The sequence below is a fragment of the Pseudomonas sp. ES3-33 genome, assembly GCF_000952175.1.
Classification (GTDB): Bacteria; Pseudomonadota; Gammaproteobacteria; order Pseudomonadales; family Pseudomonadaceae; genus Aquipseudomonas; species Aquipseudomonas gregormendelii.
Genome location: NZ_JZRI01000027.1, coordinates 1 through 21,735, shown reverse-complemented (window position 1 = coordinate 21,735; position 21,735 = coordinate 1). Strand labels below are relative to the sequence as shown.

Sequence of the window (21,735 nt, the reverse complement as noted above, 5' to 3'; positions counted from 1 at the left end):
CCGGCCAGACGCCCCCTCCAACTCCCGTCAATTCATCGACCAAAGCCATCCCGCCGCAGCAAAAAAAGTTGAACCGCTTTTGTACGCGCTCGCCTAATGATCAGCTTGTGAACATTTGCACAGGCAATGTGCCAATACCGGCATACTCCGAGAGGTGGTCAACGTGGCTAAAGACGAGAAAAAAAGCAAAGGTGACGCTTCCAAAGCCAGCAAGGAATTGAAAGACAAAAAGTCATCACCGGCCAAGAAGTCAGCGGCGGCTTCGGCGCTTTCGAAATCTTCCGACAAGAAAGACAAGAAAACAGAGGCCGAGCCGAAAAAATCTGCAAAAAAGGCTGATAGCAAGCCAGAAAAGGCCAAGAAAGCTGATAGCAAGCCAGAAAAGGCCAAGAAATCAGAGAAGTCAGACAAGCCGGCAAAAAAGAACAAGTGACATCTGCTCTCAGCTAGGGCGTTACGCCCTAGCCTCCTCAGGCCGCCGGTAACCCGGGGCTCAAGGAAGCCGCTTCACACGGGCTACGCGCTGACCGACACCAAATCATTGAACGCGTCGACATCCAGCGGTCGACTCAGGTAATACCCCTGTCCTTCATCGCATGACACCGCCTTGAGCAGTTTGAGGTGCTCGGCAGTTTCAATGCCCTCCGCAGTGACCGTCAGCGACAGTGCGCGCCCCAAGCCAACGATCGCGCGGATAATGGCCTTGTCATCCTCACTTTCATCCAGCCGGTTCAAAAAGCTGCGGTCAATTTTGAGGCCGTCGAACGGGAATGCCCGCAGGTAACTCAGCGAGGAGTACCCCGTGCCGAAATCGTCCATGGAGATCCGCACGCCCAGGCGCTTGAGCGTGCGCATCACTTCCAGTGCGCCAGAAGCATCTTCAAGCATCACACTTTCGGTAATTTCCAGTTCTACCCGACCGGGGTCTATGCCGGAATCCTTGAGTGCCTTCTGAATGCGCTCGACCAGATTGCCGCGCTTGAACTCGGTAGACGACAGGTTGACTGATACGAACAAATGCTCCGGCCACAGGACCGCGCAATGGCAGGCGGTGTCGAGCACCCAGTTGCTCAAGGACAGAATCAACCCCGACTCCTCGGCAATGGGAATAAAGACATCCGGGGGTACCAGCCCACGCTCGGGATGCTGCCAGCGCACCAGCGCCTCCGCACCCACCATCTGCCCGTCGGCGATCCGATAGCGTGGTTGAAAATGCAGTTTCAGTTCGCCGTGCTTGATCGCGAACCGCAGATCGTTTTCCAGGCGCCTGCGCTCGATGATCCTGGTGTTCATTTCGCCTGCGTAAAAGCGCCAGGTATTGCGGCCTGCGGCCTTGGCCTCATACAGCGCGATATCGGCATAGCGCAGCAGTTCGGCCGCCTCGCATGCATCGTTTGGCGCCATGGCGATGCCGATGCTGGCACTGACGAACACCTCCTGATCGCCCACCAGCACCGGCCCTTCGATGGATTCGATAAGGCGCTGACAGAGCGCTTCCACTTCGTCCTGGGAACTGACATCGGTGAGAATCAGCACGAACTCGTCACCGCCGACCCGAGCCACCAGGTCCCCGTTGCGTATGCAGTCTGCCAGGCGGGTCGAGACTTCATTAAGCACAAAGTCGCCTGCCGCGTGCCCGAGCAAGTCATTCACCGGTTTGAATCGATCCAGGTCCAGGCTGAGCATCACCAGCGGTTGCTCCGCCGTCGGCACGGCCTTGAGCTTGCCGTCGAGGAACTCTTGCAGGCGTGTCCTGTTAGGTAATCCGGTCAAGGCGTCATGCTGGGAAAGGAATTCGATACGGCGGCGGGCTTCGACCTCCTCGGTGACGTCCGTGGCCGTACCGCGAAAGCCCTTGCCCGCCATATCCCGCGCAGACAGACGGGTGATGCGCTGGCGCCCTTGGCTGTCGACGAAATAGCAGAGGATGCTGATGTCCGGACGGCGATTCGGGATGCTCAGCCACTGAGTCAACGTCCCCAATTCCGTGCTGAGCAGGGCATTGATGGATTCACCGATCCAGGTGCTTCCAGAGAGGCCGGTCACTGCATCAAAGCGATCCGACAAATAGGTGAAACGCCCGCCCCTGTCGATTTCCCACACCCAATCCGAGCTGGCTTCGACCACATCGCGAAACCGTGCTTCGCTGGTGGCGAGCGCATCCTGGCTGCTTTTGAGCGTCGCGAAACTGGCATCCAGCACCCGTGCACCGGCGGTGGTGCGCCGCAGGATGGCCCAGGTCATGAGGCACACCAGCAGCGCCGCGAGGCCGATCAATGGCAACCCTACCGCCAGCAAGCGCGCGCCCGGGGTAGATGGACGCCAGTGCAGGCTGCCCGCCGAACCGTCGTCACCTAACGCAAACACCGATGTCGCTTCGTCCGGTGTGGCGACTCGTAGCTGATTGATGCCGAACTCTTCGCCCATCTTCGCCAGTTTGGCATCGGTAAAAACATCCACGAAGATCAACACCGACGGTGGCCTGCCATCAGGCACCACGGTCGGATCAGTGCCCGGCGTGATGGCTGCTGCCGCCACCAGGGCCGGCACTCCGGCGACATTGATGAATGTCGTCGTAGCCGTTTCCGTCTCCGCGCCCGCTCGGGCCTCGGCAAGAATTCCGGGCAGGGCCTGATGCAACCACTCGCCGGCGGCGACGGACTGCAGTTCACCCTCGATCACTGAGTAAACAGTGTGATCGAGCGCATCAACGACAAACAAACCCTGGAAACCGAAATCCGAATACAGGGTCGGCCCGACGTTTTGTCGCACGAAGGCCCAGTCCGGATCGACTTTGACATGCAGATGCCGGTAGGCATCGCCCCAGAAGGCGTAGTCCTTCACGGTTGTGCGCAGGGACTTTTCCAGCGCTTGCACAGCCTTGCGGGTGTAGAAGGCACTTTCGACTTCTTCGTTCCGATCCAGGTCACGTGCCAGGTAAATGAGCGAGCAGCTGGCCAGGACAAATACCCCCGCCAGCAAGCCGACAAACTTGAACAGCGAGCCACGGGCCAGCGCTACGCTTGAGCGGTTGGACGATGCGCAGGTGACAGCAGGTAGATTGTTGGGCATAGGTTCACGCTATTCGTTGAGGCAACCTTGCCTTAAAGCAAGTTATCGGCCGCTGTCAAAAAATAGTGAGTGCCCGGGTCACTACCGCTCGTCACCGATGAGCGAGCAAGCTCGCTACAAGGGCCGGGGTGTACGCGGGGTTTACAGGCTAAAACCGAAACGCCACCCCGTTGGTCACGTTGATCGCATCCCCCGGATAGAAATTCGCCGAGTCATTGCCCCTGGCGTCATACGCCGTATTCGCCGCCGTGGCATAACGCTCATTGGTCTGGTTGCGCGCGTCGAGAAATTCGCTGGTATTGGTCCCGGTGGTGTAGTCGATTTGCGTCAAAGGTGTAGGTGGTCTTGCTGCCCAGCAGCGTCGAGCCGTCCTTGCGCCAACAGTCAGGCCAGCGCGGCATCCGCCTGCGCACTGAACTGGCGACTCCACAAGCGGAAATACTGCCCGCCCTGACTCAGCAATTCGTCGTGGCTGCCATCCTCGATCACCCGGCCCTTGTCGAACACCAGGATGCGGTCCAGGTGTGCGACGGTCGACAGCCGATGCGCCACCACCAGCACCGTCTTGTCGCCCATGATTTCGTCCAGTTTGTCCTGGATAAAGCGCTCGGTAATCGAGTCGAGGCTCGAGGTTGCTTCGTCCATCACCAGGATCGGCGCGTTCTTGAGCAGCACCCGGGCAATGGCGATGCGCTGGCGCTGGCCCCCGGACAACTTGACGCCCCGCTCGCCCACCAGCGACTCGTAACCGTCTTCCATGCTGTCGATGAATTCGCTGGCACCGGCGCGATGAATCGCCTCGGCCACCTCCTCCATCGAGGCATCCAGGCGCCCGTAATGAATGTTCTCGCGAATGCTGCGGTGGAACAGCCCCGGCTCCTGGGGAATCAGGCCGATTTGCTGGTGCAGGGAATGTTGCGTGGCGTCGCGCACATCGACGCCATCAATCAGCACCGCGCCCTGCTGAACGTCGTAAAGACGCAGCAGCAGGTTGAGCAGCGTGGATTTGCCCGAGCCCGATGAACCCACCAGCCCGACCTTCTGCCCCGCCGGAATGAAAATATTCAGGCGCTGGAAGATCGGCTGGTCAGCACCGTAATTGAAGCCGACATCGCGAAATTCGATATCCCCGCGCTTGACCTGCAACGCCGTTGCACCGGGTCGGTCGATCACTTCATGGGGACGAATCAGCGTGCGCACCCCATTGGCAATGTTGCCAGTGGCCTCGAAGAACTCGAGAAAGCGCCGGGACAGGTTGCCGACGTCGCTGATGATCAGCAGCGACAGGCTGGTGGACATGACAAACGCGGCGATGTCGATGCGCTGGTTGCGCCACAGGTACAGCGCCAGCAGCAACAACCCCAGCTTGAGCACCACGCCGCAACTGGTCTGGAACCAGCGAATCTTTTCCATGTAGCCCAGCGAGCGATAGGCCGCCGCCACTTCCTTGTCGAGAAACCGGCCCAGGTAGCCGTGCTCGAAAGCGTGGCGGGCAAACAGGCGAATGTTGGCCAGGTTGGACACCGCATCCACCACCTTGCCCGAGCTGGTGCTGCGCGCCGCGGAGTACTGTTGCGCCAGTGGATGGCTGCGCCGGGCCAGCAGGTAGCACACGGCGATAAACAGCAGCGACCAGCCGGCCATGAACAGTGCCAGCAGGGGTGAGGCTGTCCACAACAGCACCGTGGCCAGGCTCAGGGTCACCAGCAGCGGGATCAGATCGAACAGCAGGATGCTCAGGGTCTGGTTGACCCCCAGGGCGATTTCGGAAACCCGGTGCGCCAGGGCGCCGGCGAATTCGTTGCTGATGAAACGGTGCGAGTGCTTCTGCAAGTAGGCAAACACCACATGGGTGACTGTGCGCCGCTGCAACGGCAGGACGTGGATATGGCAACCGGCAGCGGCCCGAGTGAACAGCACTTCCAGCACCAGCAGTGCGCCGAACAGTGTCAGCGGCCACTGCAACACTTCGAACGCGCGCTCGGCTTCCAGGCCATTGCTGACGGTGCGGGTAATCTGTCCCAGCCCCCAGGGAATCAACAGGGTGCAGATAACCGCAGCGATCTGCAGCAGCAGGATCGCCACGTACCAGCCCTTGAAATTGCCGATGAAAAATCGCACGAAAGCCCCGGGTGTCGCAGGCAAATGCTGCACGTTCCAGTGAAGTTTTCGGTGATCGGATGGGGGCAGCGATGAAAAGGACCAAGTCATGACCAAGGGCATTCCTGAATAACGCCTGTGGCCGCGCAGCTTTCAGGCAAAAATGGGCACACGCGGTGCCCGGTTCAATGGTGCGAGTCCGGCCCCGCGCTTAAAACAGCCCCGAAGTCGGCGGTGGCGTGCCTTTCAATTGCCAGGCCCCAACGGCCGCAGCTTTCCAGTGCCGGGGATTGTGATTGGCCACGGTGCGGGCATTGCGCCAATGGCGGTCAAGGTTGTGCGCACGGCCGGTGGTAGAAGCGCCGCCAACGTCGAACACCAGTTCTGCGGCCTTGAGCGCCGACTCGGCCGCGATGTATTGCGCCTGGGCGACGGCAATGGCCGCCTGGTCCACGGCCTGGGGATCGAGGTCGCCGGCCCAGGCCCGATCGATCGCCTCGGCTGCGCGCAGCACCACCGCTTCGGCCGTGAACGCACGGGCCGAGATGTCGCCGACACTGAGCTCGACATAAGGATCATCCACCGACCGCGAGGCGCTGCTGTGCTTGATCGGGCGCGCGTGATCGTTAGCAAAGGCCACGGCATCGTTCAGCGCATTGCGTGCGATGCCTGCCTGCACGGCGGCCAGGAACAACTGCAGGAACGGCGTGACGATCGTGCGCTTGCCCTCCTCCACGGTGCGGGTGCGGATTTCATCCGAGCGCACCAGCACATCATGCAGGTGAGTGGTGCCGCTGGCCGTCAGGCGCTGGCCCATCGCGTCGAAGTCATCGAGCAGCTCCAGGCCCTTGCGGTCACGCGGCAGGATGAACGACACCGGCTGCTCGTTCTCATCCAGGGCGACGGCGCTGACCCAGTCGGCATACAACGAACCGGTGCTGTAGTACTTGCTGCCAGTGGCCCGATAGTGCTCGCCGTCGCGCACGATCCGCGCGCTGATTGAACCATTGGCGCCACCGACTTCCCAACCGGCATTACCCACCACGGCGCCCTGCAGGTAGCGCTCGAACCAGCGTTCGCGCTCGCCCTCCGCGCCCTCCGCACCAGACGCCAGCAAGCCCTCGATAAAGCCGAAACCGGGACGCAATGCCTGGGCCACATTGGAGTCGGCCGAGGCGATGCGCATCAGCAAGCCGATCACATCCTTGACCGAGCCTGCGGCGCCGCCAAAACGGGTCGGGATGCGCGTGGTGAACAGCCCCGCCTTGGCGATCTGCGCCACTGCCTCGTAAGGCAGTTGCCGCTCACGCTCGCGCTGAGCCGCACCGGCGGCAATCAGCGGCAGCAACACGTCCGCCCGGGCATTGAGTTCTTTCACCGAGGCAACCGGGGTCTTGGGTACGGCAGTCAACGTAGTCATGGCAATTCCTTGTTCAAGTCGAGCTTAAATGGCGATTTTCCAAAGCCGGGATTCATCGAACAGCCACCCCGGGTTTTCCGGTTCCAGTGGCGGCACGACCAGGGTCACGCCAGCGCCCGGCAGACGCGGCACCGCGCCGAGGAGACGTTGGGTGTATTCATGCTGCGGGCTGTGAAAGAGCGTCTCGACCGCGGCGCTTTCGACGACCTTGCCGTGGCGCATCACCAGCACTTCATCGCTGACGTGCCGGATCACCCCAAGGTCGTGGGAGATGAACAGATACGCCAGGCCCAGGGAGGCTTGCAGATCTGCCAGCAGGTCGAGCACCTGGGCCTGGACCGACACATCAAGTGCCGAGACCGGCTCGTCGCAGATGATGACTTTAGGGTTACTCGCAATGGCCCGTGCAATGGCCACGCGCTGGCGCTGGCCGCCCGACAGCTGCAAGGGGCGACGCGCGGCCAGCTCCCTGGGTAGGCGCACCTGGGTCAGTAATTCTGCGATCCGAACGGTCTGCTGCGCGCTGGCAATGCCGGCGACATCCAGCGCATCGGCGAGGATTTGCCCGACGCTCCAGCGCGGGTCGAACGAACTCAGCGGGTCCTGGTAGATCACGCTGATGTCCCGTCGGTGCAGACGCCGCTGCCGTTCCTCGACCCGCTGCGTGCCCGCACCGGACCAGGGCTGGCCGAGAAACCGCACCTGGCCGGCATCCGGTTCCAGCAGGCCAAGGACGATGCGGGCCACGGTGGTCTTGCCGGAACCGGACTCGCCGACGATGCCCAGGGTGCGTCCGGCGCGCAGCTCGAAACTCACCCCATCGACCACCTGGCGCGACTGCTGGTCAGGCCCGACGTAACGTTTGCCCAACTGCGTGGCTTGCAACACCACAGGGGCGTCCGTGCCCGGCCGGGGTGGCGCGACCACGGCCGTGCGCTGCGGTGACAGCCGCGTGCCCCGCGCATGCTCGGCCGGCACCGCGTCGAGCAAGGTGCGGGTATAGGGATGGCGCGGGTGGCGCAGCACCTGGTCCATCGGCCCCTGCTCGACCACTTCGCCGTGGCGCAGTACCAGCACCTCATCGGCCAACTGCGCGACCACGGCCAGGTCGTGGCTGATGATCAGCAATGAGTCGCCGCGCGCCTTGATCTCCTGCAGCACTTGCAGAATCTGCGCCTGCACCGTGGCATCCAGCGCCGTGGTCGGCTCGTCGGCGATCACCAGGCCAGGGCTCAGGGCCAGCGCACTGGCGATCAGGGCGCGCTGACGCAGGCCGCCGGACAACTGATCCGGTCGCTGGCGGGCACGCAGCTGCGGTTCGGGTACACCGACTTTTTCCAGCAGTTCGATCACCCGCCCGGCGCGGCTGCGACGGTCACCCCAGTTGTGCGTCTTGAGCACCTCGAGGATTTCCTTGCCCACCGGGCGCAGCGGGTCCAGCGACACCAGCGCGTCCTGCAGGACAAAACCGATGCCTTTGCCGCGCAAGTCGCGCCAGCTGCGTTCGGACAACCCGAGCAGATCCTGCCCGCCGTAACTCAGGGTCCGCGCGCTCACTCGCGCACCGGCTCCCGCCAGGCCGATCAGGCTGCGGGCGGTGACGCTTTTGCCGGAGCCGGACTCGCCCACCAGGGCCAGGGTCTTGCCCGGGGCCAAGGTGAACGACAGATCTCGCACCACCGACTGGCCGGCAAACTCGATGGACAGGCCCTCGACGATCAGATGTTTGTCACTCATGTCAGACGGCCCTCCAGGCGTTGTTGCAGGTAACGGCCAGCGACCGTGGTCGACAGCGTGGTCAGCACGATGAACAGCCCGGGGAAGAACGTCAGCCACCAGGCATTGGCAATGAAATCGCGGCCCATCGACAGCATCGTCCCCCACTCCGGCGCCGGTGGCCGGGCGCCAAGGCCGAGGAAGCTCAAGGCGGACGCCCAGACGATGGCCTGGCCGACGCCCATGGTCAGCGTGACGATCAGCGGGCGCATGGCGTTGGGCAGCAGTTGGCGCGTGATGATCTGCAGGGGTGGATGGCCAAGGGCTTTGGCCGCCTCGATGTACCCGGCATTGCGCACCGCCAGCACCTGGCCGCGGACCATTCGCGCATAGCCCGGCGCCCCGCCCAACCCGGTGGCCACGATCAGCGGGCCAATGCCGCTGCCGAACACCGCCACGAACAGCAGCGCGAGGATCAGGCTGGGGAACGCAAAGAGAATTTCCAGCAACCAGCCGACGCCGCGATCCAGGTAAGCGCCCCCCAGGCCGCCGAACAGACCGAGGACGATGGCAATGCTCATCGCCAGGGCGGTGGCGGCCAGGCCAATGAACAACGACTGTCGGGTGCCGTGGATCACCCGGGAAAAGATGTCGCGCCCGGATTGATCGGTCCCGAACCAGTGCGCCCAACCGGGTGGATGGAAGGCATCGTGCGGCACGATCGCCAACGGATCGCTGTGGGCGAACCACTGCGGCAATAGTGCCGCGATGATCAGGAACGCGAGAAAGCTGAAAGCCAGTAACGGCCCAAGGCGCCACTTGCCTGCACTACGCTGCAGCCGAGTGCCGGGCAGCGCTGCTTCGAGGGTGAGTTCACTCATGCCGACTGCTCCTGTTGGCGCGGGTCGACCCACAGGTACAGCAGGTCGACGAGGATGTTGGCCAGGACGTATCCGGCGGCGACCACCAGGCTGATGCCGATGGTCAGCGGCAGGTCCTGAGCCTGCACTGCCTGGTACAACTGGCGACCCAGGCCCTTGCGGGAAAAGATCACCTCGATGACCACCGCGCCGCTGATCAGGGCGCCAATGGCCCAGCCCGACAACGAGATGCCGGGCAGCACCGCGTGACGCAACGCGTGCCTGAAACGCACTGCCGTGTCGCTCAGGCCGCGGGTGCGGGCGGTGAGCACGAAGGGTTGATCCAGGGTCATTTCCAGCGACTCGCGGGTGACCTGCGCGATAAATCCGGCCAGCGGAATGGCCAGCGCCACCGACGGCAACACCAGCGTGCGCCAGCCATCGCTGCCGGCTGGCGGGAACAGGCGCAGGCCGAAGGCGAACACCGCCAGCAACAGGATCCCCAGCCAGAAATGCGGCAGCGCCGCCGACAGCGTTTCGGCCAGGGAAGCCAGGCTCGACACCCAGCGCCGGCGTCCCGCCGTCAGCACGGTGAGCGCCAGCACCAACACCCAGGCCAGCAACAGCGAAGTGAGGGTCAGTTCCAGCGTCGGCCATGACTGCTCGGCGAGCACCCGGGTGACTGGCAGATGCTGGGAATAGGACACGCCCAGGTCGCCCTGGACCAACCGACCCAGGTACAGCACGTATTGCACCGCCAGGGGCTTGTCCAGGCCATATTCGCGCTTGGCCTCGGCAATGGTTTCTGCGGTTGGATTGCCGCTCGGCCCGCCCAGGATCGCCAGCACCGGGTCCCCCGGCATCAAGCGCAGGGCGAAAAACGTCAGCGTGGCGACCGCCCACAGCACCAGCACGCCTCCCAGCAGGCGCCACAGAGCACGCCGACCCAGACGAACCAGGCGCTCGCGGCGCGGGTTGGGCCGTTCAGTGGCAAGGGTTTCACTCGTCATTTGTTCACCCATGCGTCATAGAGGTAGGTCACTGCCAGGGAAGGCTCCAGGCGCACGCCCTGGGTGGTCTTGTAGATGCCCAGGCGCGAGCTCTGCGGGTAGGTCGTCAGTTGCAAGTACTGACTGGAAGCCAGCTGCTGTGCCCGGTAATACAACGCTCGGCGCTGTTCGGCGTCCTGGGTGGTCAAGGCGCCCTGCACCAGGCCTTCGAACACCGGATCGGTGTAGCCGGCGGTGTTCTGGTGATAGCCACCGACGCCGGCCGGGCTGATGAAATCGGCGCCGAAGATGATCCGTAGCACGTCGGCGGTGTTGGTGTTCCAGTAGCCCAGACGGATGTCGTAATCCCAGTCAGCCTGGCGCTTGGTGCTCTGCACGTCGCTCATCTGCTCGACGATCAGCTCGAAGCCGGCCAGGCGCGTGGTCGCCTGTACCTGCTCCCACAGGGTGTATTCCGAGGGCGGCATGCGGTTGCCCATGATCACGCGCACCTGCAAGCGCTTGCCGTCACGGGTGCGATAGCCCTCGGCATCGCGCGTGGTCCAGCCGGCTTCGTCCAGCAGCCGTGCGGCCCTGGCCGGTTGGTAATCCTGGGCATGCTGGAAGTCCGGGCTGTAGAAACGCGTGGCCGAACTGAGCGGGCCGCCTGCCCGGGGAAACTCATTGAAGTAAACGCTCTTCAACGCCCCCTCGACATCGGCACTGCGCACAAACGCCTCGCGTACTTTCAGGTCATTGAACGGCGCGCGGGTGATGTTCAGCGTGCCGTTGGTGGGGTTGCCGGGACGCTGGTCGATGATCAGCGCCAGGTCCGGATTACGCCGGGCGGCTTCGTGGGATTCGGGCGGCAGCGCCTCGATCACATCCACCTCGCCGGCTTGCAGCGAAGCAAAACGCACCGATGGCTCCTGAATGAATTTCCACACGATACGCTCGAGCCACGCCGGGCCCTGGTGTTTGGCGGTGGGCGGCGCCCAGTTGTAATCGGCATTGCGTACAAACTCGACCTGGCTCTGGCGATCCCAGCGCACCACCTTGAACGGCCCGCTGCCCACCGGGCTTTCGCAGTTCACATCACGCGGGCGCGCCAGTGCCGTGGGCGACTGGATACCGAGAAACCCTTGGGCCAGCACCTCCAGGAATGCAGCATAGGGTGTGGCGAGGTGCACGACCGCGGTGTGCGCATCCACCACGTCGGTGCTGCGGTACTGGCGGATGTAGCCGCCGGCCGTACTGGACTGGGTCTTCGGGTTGGCCATGTGATCGAGGTTGGCCTTGACCGCTGTCGCATCGAACGGTGTGCCGTCGGTGAAGCGCACGTCATCGCGCAGGTGGAAGGTGTACGCGAGGCCATCGGCGGAAACCTCCCAGCGCTTGGCCAGCCAGGGCCCGATGCGGCCTTCTTCATCCATCGACACCAGGGAGTCGAGGTACTGCTGCGCGACGAACACTTGCGGCATGTCCCCGCCCACATGGGGATCAAGGCAGGTGGGTTCACGGTCAGTGGCGTACACCAGGGTCCCGCCGCTGACCGGCTGATCGCTGCGGACAACAGCGGATTGGTCCTGGTCGCAACCCATCAACAGGCTGCACATCGCAGCGAATCCAAGGAGGGGCAAATGCTTGAGCGACAAGCTGGATCGGCGGTCGCAAGGTCGCAAATGAGGGGCAAGTAATCGCATGGGTCCTGATGCCTATAGTCCGGGAACAGGGCTATTGCACAAGGCATGCCGGGTTTTTTCGGCAGTAAACAGGGGGTTTTCGGCGCGAATCAGGCCTATGAGCAAGGCCAGAAAGAACAATGTGCTTAGCAGGTGTTGATGGGCCAACAGTTGCAGTCAGTTTAGGCAAGCGTACATCCGGGATGATTGGGGCGTGCATCAGTGCGTATCGCAAGCCTCAAATCGCCAGTTGCAGATAGAACGCCACAGGCGCGCGTTCGGCTTCCAGGGTCGGGATCGCGTCGATCAGTGCCCGGGTGTAGGCATGTGCGGGACGGTCGAACACGGTACGCACCGAGCCGGACTCGACCACCACGCCGTCCTTCATCACCAGCACCCGCTCGCTGACGTGATTGATCACCCCCAGGTCATGGGAGATGAACAGGCAGGCCAGTCCCAGGCGCCGCTTGAGGTCGTCGAGCAGCTCGAGAATCTGCGCCTGCACCGACACGTCCAGCGCCGACACCGGTTCATCGCAGATCAGAATCTGCGGTTGCGACGCCAGCGCCCGGGCGATTGCGATGCGCTGGCGCTGTCCGCCGGACAGCTCAATCGGCCGACGTACCAACAGGCTGGCATCGAGGCGAACCAGATCGAGCAACTCCACGGCCCGCTTGCGCCAGTCATGGCGCGGCAGCCCCCCCACCGCCAGCGCCTCGAACAATACCCGCTGCACGGTGTAACGTGGATCGAAGGAGTTCAGCGGGTCCTGGAACACCACCTGCACCGCACGCCGCGCCTGGCGCTTTTGCCTGGCATCGAGTGCCGACCAGCGCTGTCCGTTGATCCAGACATCGCCCGCGTCGGCGCTTTCCAGCCCGAGGATCAGGCGGGTCAAGGTCGTCTTGCCCGAACCCGACTCCCCGACGATGCCCAGGGTCTCGCCGCGACGCAGCTGCAACGACACCTGGTCCAGCACCGTACGCCGACGCTGGTCCGGGCCAATAAAGGATTTGCTCAGGCCGCGAGCTTCAAGCAACACCTCGCCCCGGGGTTCAAGCTCGGGCTCCACCACCGCGAGCAGTCTGCGCGCTGGCTGGAAATGCACCGCCCTGGCGGCCCGCAGCAGGGACTGGGTGTACTCATGCTGCGGATCCTGCAGCACCTGCTCGGCAGTGCCCTGCTCGACGATGACTCCATGGCGCATCACCGCCACCCGATCCGCCAGGCGCGAGACCACGGACAGGTCGTGACTGACCATCAACAGCGCGTTGTCGGCGCCGCGCAGGCTTTCCAGCAGGGCGATAACCTGGGCCTGCACCGTTGCGTCCAGGGCCGTGGTGGGCTCGTCGGCAATGATCAGCCGTGGATTGCAGGCGATGGCCGAGGCAATCAACGCCCGTTGCCGCAAGCCGCCGGACAACTGCCACGGGTATTGGCGGGCGCGCAGCTCCGGCTCGGGTACGCCAACATCGCGCAGCAGCTCCAGCACTCGCAGCCGGCGCGCTTCCAGGCCCAATGCCGTGTGCAGCTGCAGCGGCTCTTCGACCTCGGCACCCACCCGACGCAACGGGTCCAGTGCACCCAGCGCGTCCTGCATGACAAAGCCGATACTCGCCCCGCGCAAGCGCTGCCAGTCGCGCTCGTGCAGCTGCCGCAGGTCGATGCCCTGGAACGCCAGTTTGGCAGCATGTACCTGCGCGCCCCGGCCGGTGAGCCCGGCCAGGGTCCGCGCGGTCACGCTTTTGCCCGAGCCCGATTCGCCCACCAACGCCAGGCATTCACCACGATGCAATTGCAGGCTCACGCCATGCAGCACTGGTTGCGCCTGGCCGAATCGTACGGTCAGGTCGCGGATATCAACCAACGGGCCGAGGGTCTGGATGTTTGCATTCATAGCGGTTTTCCTTCGCTGCGACGCAGCAGTTCGCGGCCGATGGCACTGATGGAAACGACGGTGAGGGTGATGATCAATGCCGGCCAGGCCACCAGCCACGGCGCATTCGCCAGGAAGCTGCGACCGATCGCCATCATCGCGCCCCACTCCGGCGCGGGCGGCGGCGCGCCGAAGCCTAAGAAACTCAAGGCGGCACCGGCGGTAATGGTCCCGCCAATGCCAATGGTGGCGAGGATCAGCACCGGCTTGAACGCATTCGGCAGGATATGCCGCAGCACCACCGCCAGCCGCGACTGCCCGAGGGTCACCGCCGCTTCGACATAACCGGCATGGCGCACATTGAGCGTCTGCGCGCGCACCAGCCGGGCATAACGGGGAACCCCGGCAATGCCCACCGCAAGGATCAGGTTGGCCGTGCCCTGGCCGAAAAACGTGATGATCACCAGGGCCAGCAACAGGTCCGGAAACGCCAGCAGCACATCAATGCCGCGCATCAGCGCCGCGTCCAGCCAGCGCGGCCCAAGCCCCGACGCCAGGCCCAGTACCGCGCCCCAGGCCAGGCCCAGCGCGGTGGCGGCCAGGCCCATGAACAACGACGAGCGCACCCCGTGAATCAACCGGCTGAGGACATCCCGGCCATTTTCATCGGTGCCCAGCCAATGCAGCTCGCTGGGTGGCTGAAACGCCAGCCGCGCCGACGCGTCCAGCGGATCGAACGGCGCCAGCGCCCCCGGAGTCGCGGCAGCCAGCAACAGCAGCAGCACGAACAGCCCGGCCAGCCACAGACCCGGGCGCACCTGGCCGAGCCTGGCCAGGCGCAACGGCCGATAACCGCCCTCGCCCGCTGCCGGTCCCACAATCACCGTCGCAAGTGTCTGCGCCATTCACCTTTCCTTTTGTCGAGCCCAGTCAGTCTGCGTGCGCCTCGGGTCACGGCGCGGGATTGGGAATTCGCTGGTGGATCGCCTGGACCTGCGCCCGCACCTCGTCGCTGAGCGTGACGTCCAGCGCGCCGAGGTTGTCGCGCAATTGCGCCAGGCTGGTTTGCCCGGTCAAGGCACTGGCCACGAACGGCTTGTCGATGACATAGGCCAGCGCCAGTTGCGCAGCGCTCAGGTTGTGCTGTTCGGCGATCTGCACATAACCGGCGATGGCTTCCTGCGCCGAGGCACTGTCATAACGGTTGAAGGTGCGATACACCGAAGACAGCCGCGAACCTTCGGGACGTGCGCCCCCCAGGTACTTGCCGGTGAGCGCACCAAACGCCAGGGGCGAATACGCCAGCAGGCCGACACCCTCGCGATGACTGAACTCCGACAGTCCACCCTCATACAGCCGATTGAGCAGGCTGTAGGGGTTCTGCACGCTGACAATGCGCGGCAGCCCCAGGCGCTCGCTGTGCTTGAGAAATTCGGCCACGCCCCAGGGCGTTTCGTTGGACACCCCAATGTGCCGCACCTTGCCAGCCTTGACCTGCTCGGCCAGCACCGTGAGCGTTTCCTCGATCGCGACGCTCTCAGCATCGTCCTGGTAAGGGTATTCACGCTGGCCGAAAAAGTTGGTCTTGCGATCGGGCCAGTGCAGCTGATACAGGTCCAGGTAGTCGGTGTGCAGGCGCTGGAGACTGCCGTCCAGGGCCTCGACGATGTTGCGCCGATCATGCCGGCTGAGGCCATCGCGAATATGGTTCTGCCCTGCCGGATCCCGCGCGGGACCGGCGACTTTACTCGCCAGCACCACGTCGCCGCGCCGGCCACTGTTGGCCAGCCAGCTGCCGATGTAGCGCTCGGTGGTGCGCCAGGTGTCGGCCTGGGTCGGCGTCGGGTACATCTCGGCGGTGTCGATGAAATTGATGCCTTCGGCCAGGGCCAGCTCGATCTGCTGATGGGCATCGCTTTCGCTGTTCTGGTGGCCCCAGGTCATGGTGCCCAGGCCCAGCACGCTGACTTGCAGATCACTGTTGCCTAATTGACGGTAACGCATGGTTCATCCTTTTGTTTAAACAGAGAAACGCCCAGGCTCAGGCCCGCAGCGCGTATTGATTGCCTGGAAACGGTAAGCCAAGGTGCTCGCGCAAGGTGCTGCCGGTGTATTCGTGACGAAACAGGCCGCGCTTTTGCAGCAGCGGCACCACCTCATTGACGAAGATCTCGACGCCGGAGGGGAACATGTCCGGCATGATGTTGAAGCCGTCTGCGGCGTGCGCCAGGTACCAGTGCGACAAGGTCTCGGCGACCTGCTCGGGGGTGCCCACCAGCAATCGATGGCCTACCAGGATGCGCCGCGACAATTGGCGAATGCTCAGGTTTTCCCGCCGCGCCAGGTTCAACTGTGCCTCGAGAAACCCCTGGGAGCCGCGCTCGAAATCCGCCACCGCGCCAATGCGCTCCCACGGCAGCGGCGCGTCCGGATCCAGTTCGCTGGCGGCAATGCCGACCCGCGCCGCTACCTGTTCCAGCAAGCCGTGTTCGCCGTGCCAGGCATTGAGCTCATCAAATCGCGCATGGGCCTCGGCCTCGGTACTGCCGATCACCGTCGACAGGCCCGGCATGATCTTCAGGTGCTGCGGGTTGCGTCCCCAGCCGAGGGCGCGTTCTTTCATTTCCTGATAGAAAAACTGCCCGTCTTCGAGGGTGGTCTGGGTGGTGAAAATCGCATCGGCGTAACGCGAGCCCAGGGCCTTGCCACCCTCGGACGAACCGGCCTGCACCAGCACCGGCCGGCCTTGGGGCGAGCGCGGCACGTTCAAAGGGCCCTTGACGCTGAAGTGCTTGCCCACAAAATCGATGGTGTGGACTTTTGCCGGGTCGGCAAATCGCCCGGAGCGCGCATCGCCGATGATTGCGTCGTCTTCCCAGCTGTCCCACAGCTTCACCGTGACGTCGATGAATTCGTCGGCGCGGGCGTAGCGATCCACGTGCAAGGGCGCGCCGGCGAGACCGAAGTTCTGCGCGGCGGCGTCACCGGCATTGGTCACCACATTCCACGCCGCGCGCCCACCGCTGATGTGGTCCAGCGAAGCGAAGCGCCGGGCGATGTTGAACGGGTCGTTGTAGGTGCTGGACGCCGTGGCGATCACCCCGATGCGCTGGGTGGCGAGTGCCACGGCGGTCAGCAACACCGTCGGCTCCAGGCGCCCGGCGGGCTGGCTGGCGACATCGCCACCCAGCGCCGGGCCGTCGGCCAGGAAAATCGCATCCAGGCACCCGCGCTCGGAGATCCGCGCGATGTTGCGGTAGTACTCCACGTCCAGATACGCCGTGGCGGGCACTTCAGCCGCACGCCAGGCGCCCGAGTGCGCGCCGAAGCCGAGGATGTTCATGCCCAGGCTCATCTGTCCTTCACGGGTATTGCTCGATACTTTGCTCATACGGCACTCGCTTCGTCACGGGCGCCGCCGGCCTGCTGCCCGGCATCGGCTGCCTGCAGCTGGCGCCAGGCGGCGTTGGGGCTGATGTGGTTGAGGTAGTAGTTACCCAGCGCACGCTCGCGCAGGATCGCCGGGTTATGCGAGGCCAGCGTGCGGGCATTGCGCCAATGCCGATCAAGACGTCGCGACTCGCTGGTGGCGGAGGCCCCGCCCACTTCAAACAGCAAAGTGGTGGCTTCCAGCACTTGTTCGAGCACGATCTGCTGCGCCTGATAAGCGCGAATTTCCGCCTCGGTGTAATGCTGCTCGGTGGCATACCCGCCCTGCTCGGCGTCATGCACCTCCTGCAGCACCTGCGCCACCGCCAGCACCTGGGTACGGGCGGCATAGGCCAGGCTGGACAAACGTCCGATCACCCGCTGCACCAGCGGATCGTCCTTGGGGCTGGACTGCCCCGGGATGCCAAAGGCGCGGGTGCGGCCCTGGACGAACCCGGTGGCGTCACGCAGCACCGCATTGGCGATGCCGGCCAGCGTGGCGAGGTGGAACAGCTGATAGAAAGCGGTCAGGTACGATTCGGCGCGTAATTCGTCTTTCTTGAAACGACGGACGATGTGCGCGGCAGGCACCTTCACCCCGTGGAAGCGCGTGGTGCCACTGCCCGTCAGGCGCTGGCCGAAACCGTCCCAGTCGTCCTCGACCGTCACTCCCGGCGCATCGGTGGGCACCGCCACGCTGACAAAATCATCGCCGTCCAGGGCCACTGCCGCAATCCAGTTCGCGTACAGCGTGCCGGTGCAATAGTACTTCTCGCCATCGAGCAGCCAGCCCGCCTGGTCGTTGCCCGGCTCCACGGCGCTCAGGGTCACCGAGTTGCGCGTGGTGTCGCTGCGCTCGGCCATGGCCGCGCCCCACAGTTGCCCATTGACCACCTTGGCGAACCAGTAGTCCTGGGAATCGCGATCTCGGCTGGACAACCGGCCCTCCACGAACCCGAAATGCGCCCGCACGATTTGCGGCAGGTTCGAGTCGGCTTCACCCAGGTCAATCAACAGGCCAAACAACTGCGGCAGGCTGGCCCCCACGCCGCCCTGCGCTACCGGCACGCGCAATGCGCCAAACCCGGCCGCGCGCAGCCAGCCTACCGCCTCATGGGCCAGTTCGCGCTGCTGTTCGCGCACAACGGCGGTCTCGGCAATGCGCGCAAACACGTCGGCAAAACGCTGGCGCAACAGGGCGTCGGTTACTTCAGGAGAAATCGGGGCATTCATGGTTTTTCCTTTTTCGTAGGCACTCACGCTTGATCGGCCCGAGGGTCGATCCAGCGGTTAATCAAATCCACGGCGAGGTTGACCAGCACATACACCGCAGCGGCGAGCAGGGTCACCCCCAGCACCATGGGCACGTCCTTGTTGCTGGTGGCGTCGAGCATCAGGCGGCCGATACCCTGGCGGGCAAACAGCAACTCGATCACCACGGCACCGCCCAGAAGGCTGGCAAACACAAAACCGGCCAGCGTCACCAGGGGCACCAGCGCATGCCGCAAAGCATGGCGCAGGCGCACGGCCGTCTCGGACAGCCCACGGGCGCGGGCCATCGCAATAAAGGGTTGTTCGAGGGTGTCTTCCAGGGACTGGCGCAACAGCTGCGTCAGCACCGCCGCCACCGGCAAGGCCAGGGCCACCGATGGCAAGACCAGCGAGCGCCAGCCCACCGAACCGGACGGCGGCAACCAGTGCCAGTGAAACGAGAACACCAGCAACAGCACGATGCCGATCACAAACGAGGGCGCAGACGACATCACCAGTTCGCTGCCCGACGCAAACGAGCGAACCCAGGGCGCACGGTTGGCGGTGAGGATCGCGCACACCAGCGCCAGCACCACTGCCAGTACCGCAGCGCTGACTGACAGTTGCAGGGTTGCGCCGACCTGCTCGCCAATCGCCTGGGCCACCGGGATGCGCAGGCGATAGGACTCACCCAGGTCGCCGTGAGCCAGGCGCTGCAGGTAATGGCCGTACTGCACGATCAGCGGCTGATCCAGCCCGTACTCGGCCCGCACCCGTGCCAGCAACTCCGGGGTGGGCAAGGCATCCGGACCACCCAGAATCGCCAACGCCGTGTCGCCGCCACTGAAGTTCACCGCCAGAAACGTCAGCGTCGCCGCGCCCCACAGCACGCCGATACCGGCGAGCAGGCGCAAGGCAACACGCTTGAACAGGTTCATGGTTGCCCCCGGTCCAGCCAGATGCTGGTGAAAAACGGAACGTTGTGGGACGTGTCGAAAATCACGCCCTTGACCTGCTGCCCGTACGCGGTCAGTACCTGGCTTTCCACCGAAGGCACCGCCGGCACCGTCTCCACCAGGCGTTGTTGCGCCTGGCGATACAGCGTCTGCAGCTCCACCGGGTCCCGGGAGCGCCGCGCCGCGCTGAGCAGCCGATCCAGCTCGGCATCACGGAAGCGTCCGGCGTTCTGGCCAATCAGTTTGGCGGTGCTGATCGACTGGCTGTGATACAGCACGAACAAACCGTCGGGCGTGTTGGTGTGCCAGTAACCGGAGGCGATGGCCTGGAATTTCCCGGCATAACGCTTCTCCGTGACGCGGGTCAGCGGGAGCATCTCAATCGGCATGTCGAAGCCGACTTTTTTCAGGTCCGCCTGGATCGCCACCGACACACTGGCCGGAAAGGCCGGGTTGTCGTAGGTCAGCAAAGTGGCCTGCAGGCGCTGCCCGTTTTTGCTGCGATAGCCCTGGGCATCGCGCCCGGTCCAGCCCGCTTCGTCCAGCAGTGCATTGGCAGCGGCGACGCCATAGGCCAGGGCGCTGTTCTCGGGTTGATAGAAGCGGGTATTCGCAGCCAGCAGGTCGGCCTTGCTCAGGAACTCGCCAAACCCGGAGATCCACGCCAAGCCCTCACGATCGATCGCCTTGGCCACCGCGCGCCGAACCCGTACGTCATCAAAGGGCGCCTGCTCGACGTTGAAGGTCATGCTGCGGCTCGGATTGCCCTTGCGAATCCGGCTGCGCATCACCAGCCCGGGATTGGCCCGAATCGCCGCCGCATTCTGCGCGGGCGCATCCAGGGCGAAATCCGATTGGCCAGACTCCAGCGAAGTGAAGCGGATCATCGCTTCGGGCACATAACTGAGTTCGATGCGATCCAGATACGCCGCACCCACATGCCGCGTGACCGCCGGCGCCCAGTGATAACCGGAACGTTTAACAAAAACCGCGCCCTGATCCCGGGTATAGCTTTGCAGCAGGAACGGGCCGCTGCCGACCGGTTGCGTGGCAATGGTCTTCGGCGCTTCGCGAATCTGCCTGGGCGAAATCATCCCCAGCCAGGACTGGGCCAGCACGTCGAGGAAAGGCGTATAGGGTTCACGCAGACGGGCCTCGAAGGTGTATTCATCGACCACCTTGCCGTCCAGATACGGCGCAATATAAGCCGCCGCCAATGGCGACTTGGTCGCCGGATCGCGCATGTGTTCCAGGTTGGTTTGCAGCGCCGCGGCGTTGAATTTCTCGCCATCGCTGAAGGTCACGTCGTCGCGCAGGTGAAAGGTGTAGGTCTTGCCGTCCGGGGAAATCTCCCAGGACCGCGCCAGCCACGGGCTGATATTGCCCTCTTCATCCTGATACACCAGGCAATCAAACAAAATGCGCCCCAGCCACTGGATGTTGCCGTTAGACAAGGCATGGATATCAAAACTGCCGGCATCGGACGCGGCGGACACCTTCAGGGTGCCACCGTTGCGCCCTGGAGCAGGCTCATGAAAGTCCGCCGCCGAATAGGTCACCACGCCATTGCTCATGTTCCCGTCAGCACGCTGCGCGCCAGGCTGGGGGGGCGATGGGGGTGAGCAGGCAGTCAGCACACTATATAGAGCGAAAGTGCCGAAAAGTTTGAAGGCCGTTCTCAATGACGCATCCTTGGAGTGGTAACCGGGGAATTTAATCTTTGAGTGGGTGTATGCACTGAGCATGCCAGTGATTGGGGGATGGTGATCGGATTTAAGTTGGTAACCAGAGATGCCCGTTAATACTGGGCCGCCGCTAATAACGAATGAACAGTATTTAGAATTTACAGACTTATAAGCCCACAAAATTATTATATCGATATGCATTTATCTGCAGATTGATTTGTCGTTAAACTTGCAGTTTGTGCAACTGCTGTTGCGCTGCAAACACCTTACATAACACTCGCCAACCATGAGCGCCTGGCAACACCCTCCCCAAAACCAAGGTGCCAGCTTGCCGGCGATGGATTCCGAAGGCGCCGCGATCATCCACAAGCCCGCATTATCGTTGACGTCCATCGCCGGCAAGCCGGCTCCCACAGGGGTTGTGTGTATTCAATAAATGGGCATTACCGTTCACGTCCATCGTCGGAACGCCGCCAGCAGCGCCAGCCTGAAGATGCACACGAACAACCAAGCGCAGCGCGCCGGCTTGACGCCCTGGTCGGCCCGAAGGCCGCCACGGCGAGCTGTAGATTGCAGGCGCCCCGTTAACCACGCTGGCCGAACGCAGGCATTGCGCAGCGGGGAAACCGGCAAGGATGCCGGTTTAGCCGCGCTGGGCCAGGGATGGCCCATCGCGGCGACCCGCGGAGCAATGCCGGA

Annotated in this window: 16 protein-coding genes; 1 reads left to right on the top strand and 15 read right to left on the bottom strand. The window is 63.8% G+C overall.

Features of this window, described 5'->3' with window-relative positions:
* Positions 1-154 precede the first annotated feature (154 nt).
* Entirely contained in the window at positions 155-433 is a 279-nt protein-coding gene (locus UB23_RS02980) for a hypothetical protein (protein WP_045057849.1), read from the top strand.
* 83 nt (positions 434-516) lie between these two features.
* Here the strand turns inward: UB23_RS02980 and UB23_RS02975 are convergent, their stop codons facing one another.
* From UB23_RS02975 to UB23_RS02905, 15 genes are all read right to left on the bottom strand, one after another.
* Complete coding sequence (locus UB23_RS02975; protein WP_045057848.1) at positions 517-3,072, bottom strand: bifunctional diguanylate cyclase/phosphodiesterase; 2,556 nt, start codon at positions 3,070-3,072, stop codon at positions 517-519.
* Positions 3,073-3,220: 148 nt separating this feature from the next.
* Positions 3,221-3,403: a hypothetical protein gene (locus UB23_RS02970; RefSeq protein ID WP_045057847.1), complete on the bottom strand. Its 183-nt coding sequence runs from the start codon at positions 3,401-3,403 to the stop codon at positions 3,221-3,223.
* 53 nt (positions 3,404-3,456) lie between these two features.
* The gene (locus tag UB23_RS02965; protein WP_045057846.1) at positions 3,457-5,283 is read right to left on the bottom strand and encodes an ABC transporter ATP-binding protein; all 1,827 of its coding nucleotides are present in this window, start codon (positions 5,281-5,283) and stop codon (positions 3,457-3,459) included.
* Between the two features lie 100 nt (positions 5,284-5,383).
* The gene (locus UB23_RS02960; protein WP_045057845.1) at positions 5,384-6,592 is read right to left on the bottom strand and encodes an acyl-CoA dehydrogenase family protein; all 1,209 of its coding nucleotides are present in this window, start codon (positions 6,590-6,592) and stop codon (positions 5,384-5,386) included.
* A gap of 24 nt (positions 6,593-6,616) precedes the next feature.
* Positions 6,617-8,329 (bottom strand): dipeptide ABC transporter ATP-binding protein, encoded by a 1,713-nt coding sequence (locus UB23_RS02955; protein ID WP_045057844.1) that lies wholly within the window; start codon positions 8,327-8,329, stop codon positions 6,617-6,619.
* The gene (locus UB23_RS02950) at positions 8,326-9,189 is read right to left on the bottom strand and encodes an ABC transporter permease (protein ID WP_045057843.1); all 864 of its coding nucleotides are present in this window, start codon (positions 9,187-9,189) and stop codon (positions 8,326-8,328) included. Before UB23_RS02950 ends, UB23_RS02955 begins: the two co-directional genes overlap by 4 nt.
* Complete coding sequence (locus tag UB23_RS02945) at positions 9,186-10,178, bottom strand: ABC transporter permease (RefSeq protein WP_045057850.1); 993 nt, start codon at positions 10,176-10,178, stop codon at positions 9,186-9,188. The genes UB23_RS02950 and UB23_RS02945 overlap by 4 nt, the downstream gene beginning before the upstream one ends.
* Positions 10,175-11,773, bottom strand: coding sequence for an ABC transporter substrate-binding protein (locus UB23_RS02940; RefSeq protein ID WP_236695826.1), 1,599 nt, complete (start codon positions 11,771-11,773; stop codon positions 10,175-10,177). The genes UB23_RS02945 and UB23_RS02940 overlap by 4 nt, the downstream gene beginning before the upstream one ends.
* A 304-nt stretch (positions 11,774-12,077) precedes the next feature.
* Positions 12,078-13,736, bottom strand: coding sequence for a dipeptide ABC transporter ATP-binding protein (locus UB23_RS02935; RefSeq protein WP_045057841.1), 1,659 nt, complete (start codon positions 13,734-13,736; stop codon positions 12,078-12,080).
* Complete coding sequence (locus UB23_RS02930; protein WP_045057840.1) at positions 13,733-14,620, bottom strand: ABC transporter permease; 888 nt, start codon at positions 14,618-14,620, stop codon at positions 13,733-13,735. Before UB23_RS02930 ends, UB23_RS02935 begins: the two co-directional genes overlap by 4 nt.
* A 46-nt stretch (positions 14,621-14,666) precedes the next feature.
* Entirely contained in the window at positions 14,667-15,719 is a 1,053-nt protein-coding gene (locus UB23_RS02925; protein WP_045057839.1) for an NADP(H)-dependent aldo-keto reductase, read from the bottom strand.
* A 37-nt stretch (positions 15,720-15,756) separates the two neighbouring features.
* Entirely contained in the window at positions 15,757-17,106 is a 1,350-nt protein-coding gene (locus UB23_RS02920; protein WP_045057838.1) for an LLM class flavin-dependent oxidoreductase, read from the bottom strand.
* The gene (locus UB23_RS02915; RefSeq protein ID WP_045057837.1) at positions 17,103-18,377 is read right to left on the bottom strand and encodes an acyl-CoA dehydrogenase family protein; all 1,275 of its coding nucleotides are present in this window, start codon (positions 18,375-18,377) and stop codon (positions 17,103-17,105) included. The genes UB23_RS02920 and UB23_RS02915 overlap by 4 nt, the downstream gene beginning before the upstream one ends.
* Positions 18,378-18,400: 23 nt before the next feature.
* Positions 18,401-19,333, bottom strand: a complete 933-nt coding sequence (locus UB23_RS02910) for an ABC transporter permease (protein ID WP_045057836.1) — start codon at positions 19,331-19,333, stop codon at positions 18,401-18,403.
* Positions 19,330-20,925 carry an ABC transporter substrate-binding protein gene (locus tag UB23_RS02905; RefSeq protein WP_152644229.1) on the bottom strand — a complete coding sequence of 532 codons (1,596 nt, stop codon included), beginning with the start codon at positions 20,923-20,925 and terminating at the stop codon, positions 19,330-19,332. Before UB23_RS02905 ends, UB23_RS02910 begins: the two co-directional genes overlap by 4 nt.
* Positions 20,926-21,735 lie beyond the last annotated feature (810 nt).

Excerpts from the sequence above, each read along its gene's own strand:
- UB23_RS02975 (WP_045057848.1), bottom strand. The coding sequence starts at position 3,072 with ATGCCCAACAATCTACCTGCTGTCACCTGCGCATCGTCCAACCGCTCA.
- UB23_RS02965 (WP_045057846.1), bottom strand. The coding sequence starts at position 5,283 with ATGACTTGGTCCTTTTCATCGCTGCCCCCATCCGATCACCGAAAACTT.
- UB23_RS02960 (WP_045057845.1), bottom strand. The coding sequence starts at position 6,592 with ATGACTACGTTGACTGCCGTACCCAAGACCCCGGTTGCCTCGGTGAAA.
- UB23_RS02955 (WP_045057844.1), bottom strand. The coding sequence starts at position 8,329 with ATGAGTGACAAACATCTGATCGTCGAGGGCCTGTCCATCGAGTTTGCC.
- UB23_RS02950 (WP_045057843.1), bottom strand. The coding sequence starts at position 9,189 with ATGAGTGAACTCACCCTCGAAGCAGCGCTGCCCGGCACTCGGCTGCAG.
- UB23_RS02945 (WP_045057850.1), bottom strand. The coding sequence starts at position 10,178 with ATGACGAGTGAAACCCTTGCCACTGAACGGCCCAACCCGCGCCGCGAG.
- UB23_RS02940 (WP_236695826.1), bottom strand. The coding sequence starts at position 11,773 with ATGTGCAGCCTGTTGATGGGTTGCGACCAGGACCAATCCGCTGTTGTC.
- UB23_RS02935 (WP_045057841.1), bottom strand. The coding sequence starts at position 13,736 with ATGAATGCAAACATCCAGACCCTCGGCCCGTTGGTTGATATCCGCGAC.
- UB23_RS02930 (WP_045057840.1), bottom strand. The coding sequence starts at position 14,620 with ATGGCGCAGACACTTGCGACGGTGATTGTGGGACCGGCAGCGGGCGAG.
- UB23_RS02925 (WP_045057839.1), bottom strand. The coding sequence starts at position 15,719 with ATGCGTTACCGTCAATTAGGCAACAGTGATCTGCAAGTCAGCGTGCTG.
- UB23_RS02920 (WP_045057838.1), bottom strand. The coding sequence starts at position 17,106 with ATGAGCAAAGTATCGAGCAATACCCGTGAAGGACAGATGAGCCTGGGC.
- UB23_RS02915 (WP_045057837.1), bottom strand. The coding sequence starts at position 18,377 with ATGAATGCCCCGATTTCTCCTGAAGTAACCGACGCCCTGTTGCGCCAG.
- UB23_RS02910 (WP_045057836.1), bottom strand. The coding sequence starts at position 19,333 with ATGAACCTGTTCAAGCGTGTTGCCTTGCGCCTGCTCGCCGGTATCGGC.
- UB23_RS02905 (WP_152644229.1), bottom strand. The coding sequence starts at position 20,925 with ATGAGCAATGGCGTGGTGACCTATTCGGCGGCGGACTTTCATGAGCCT.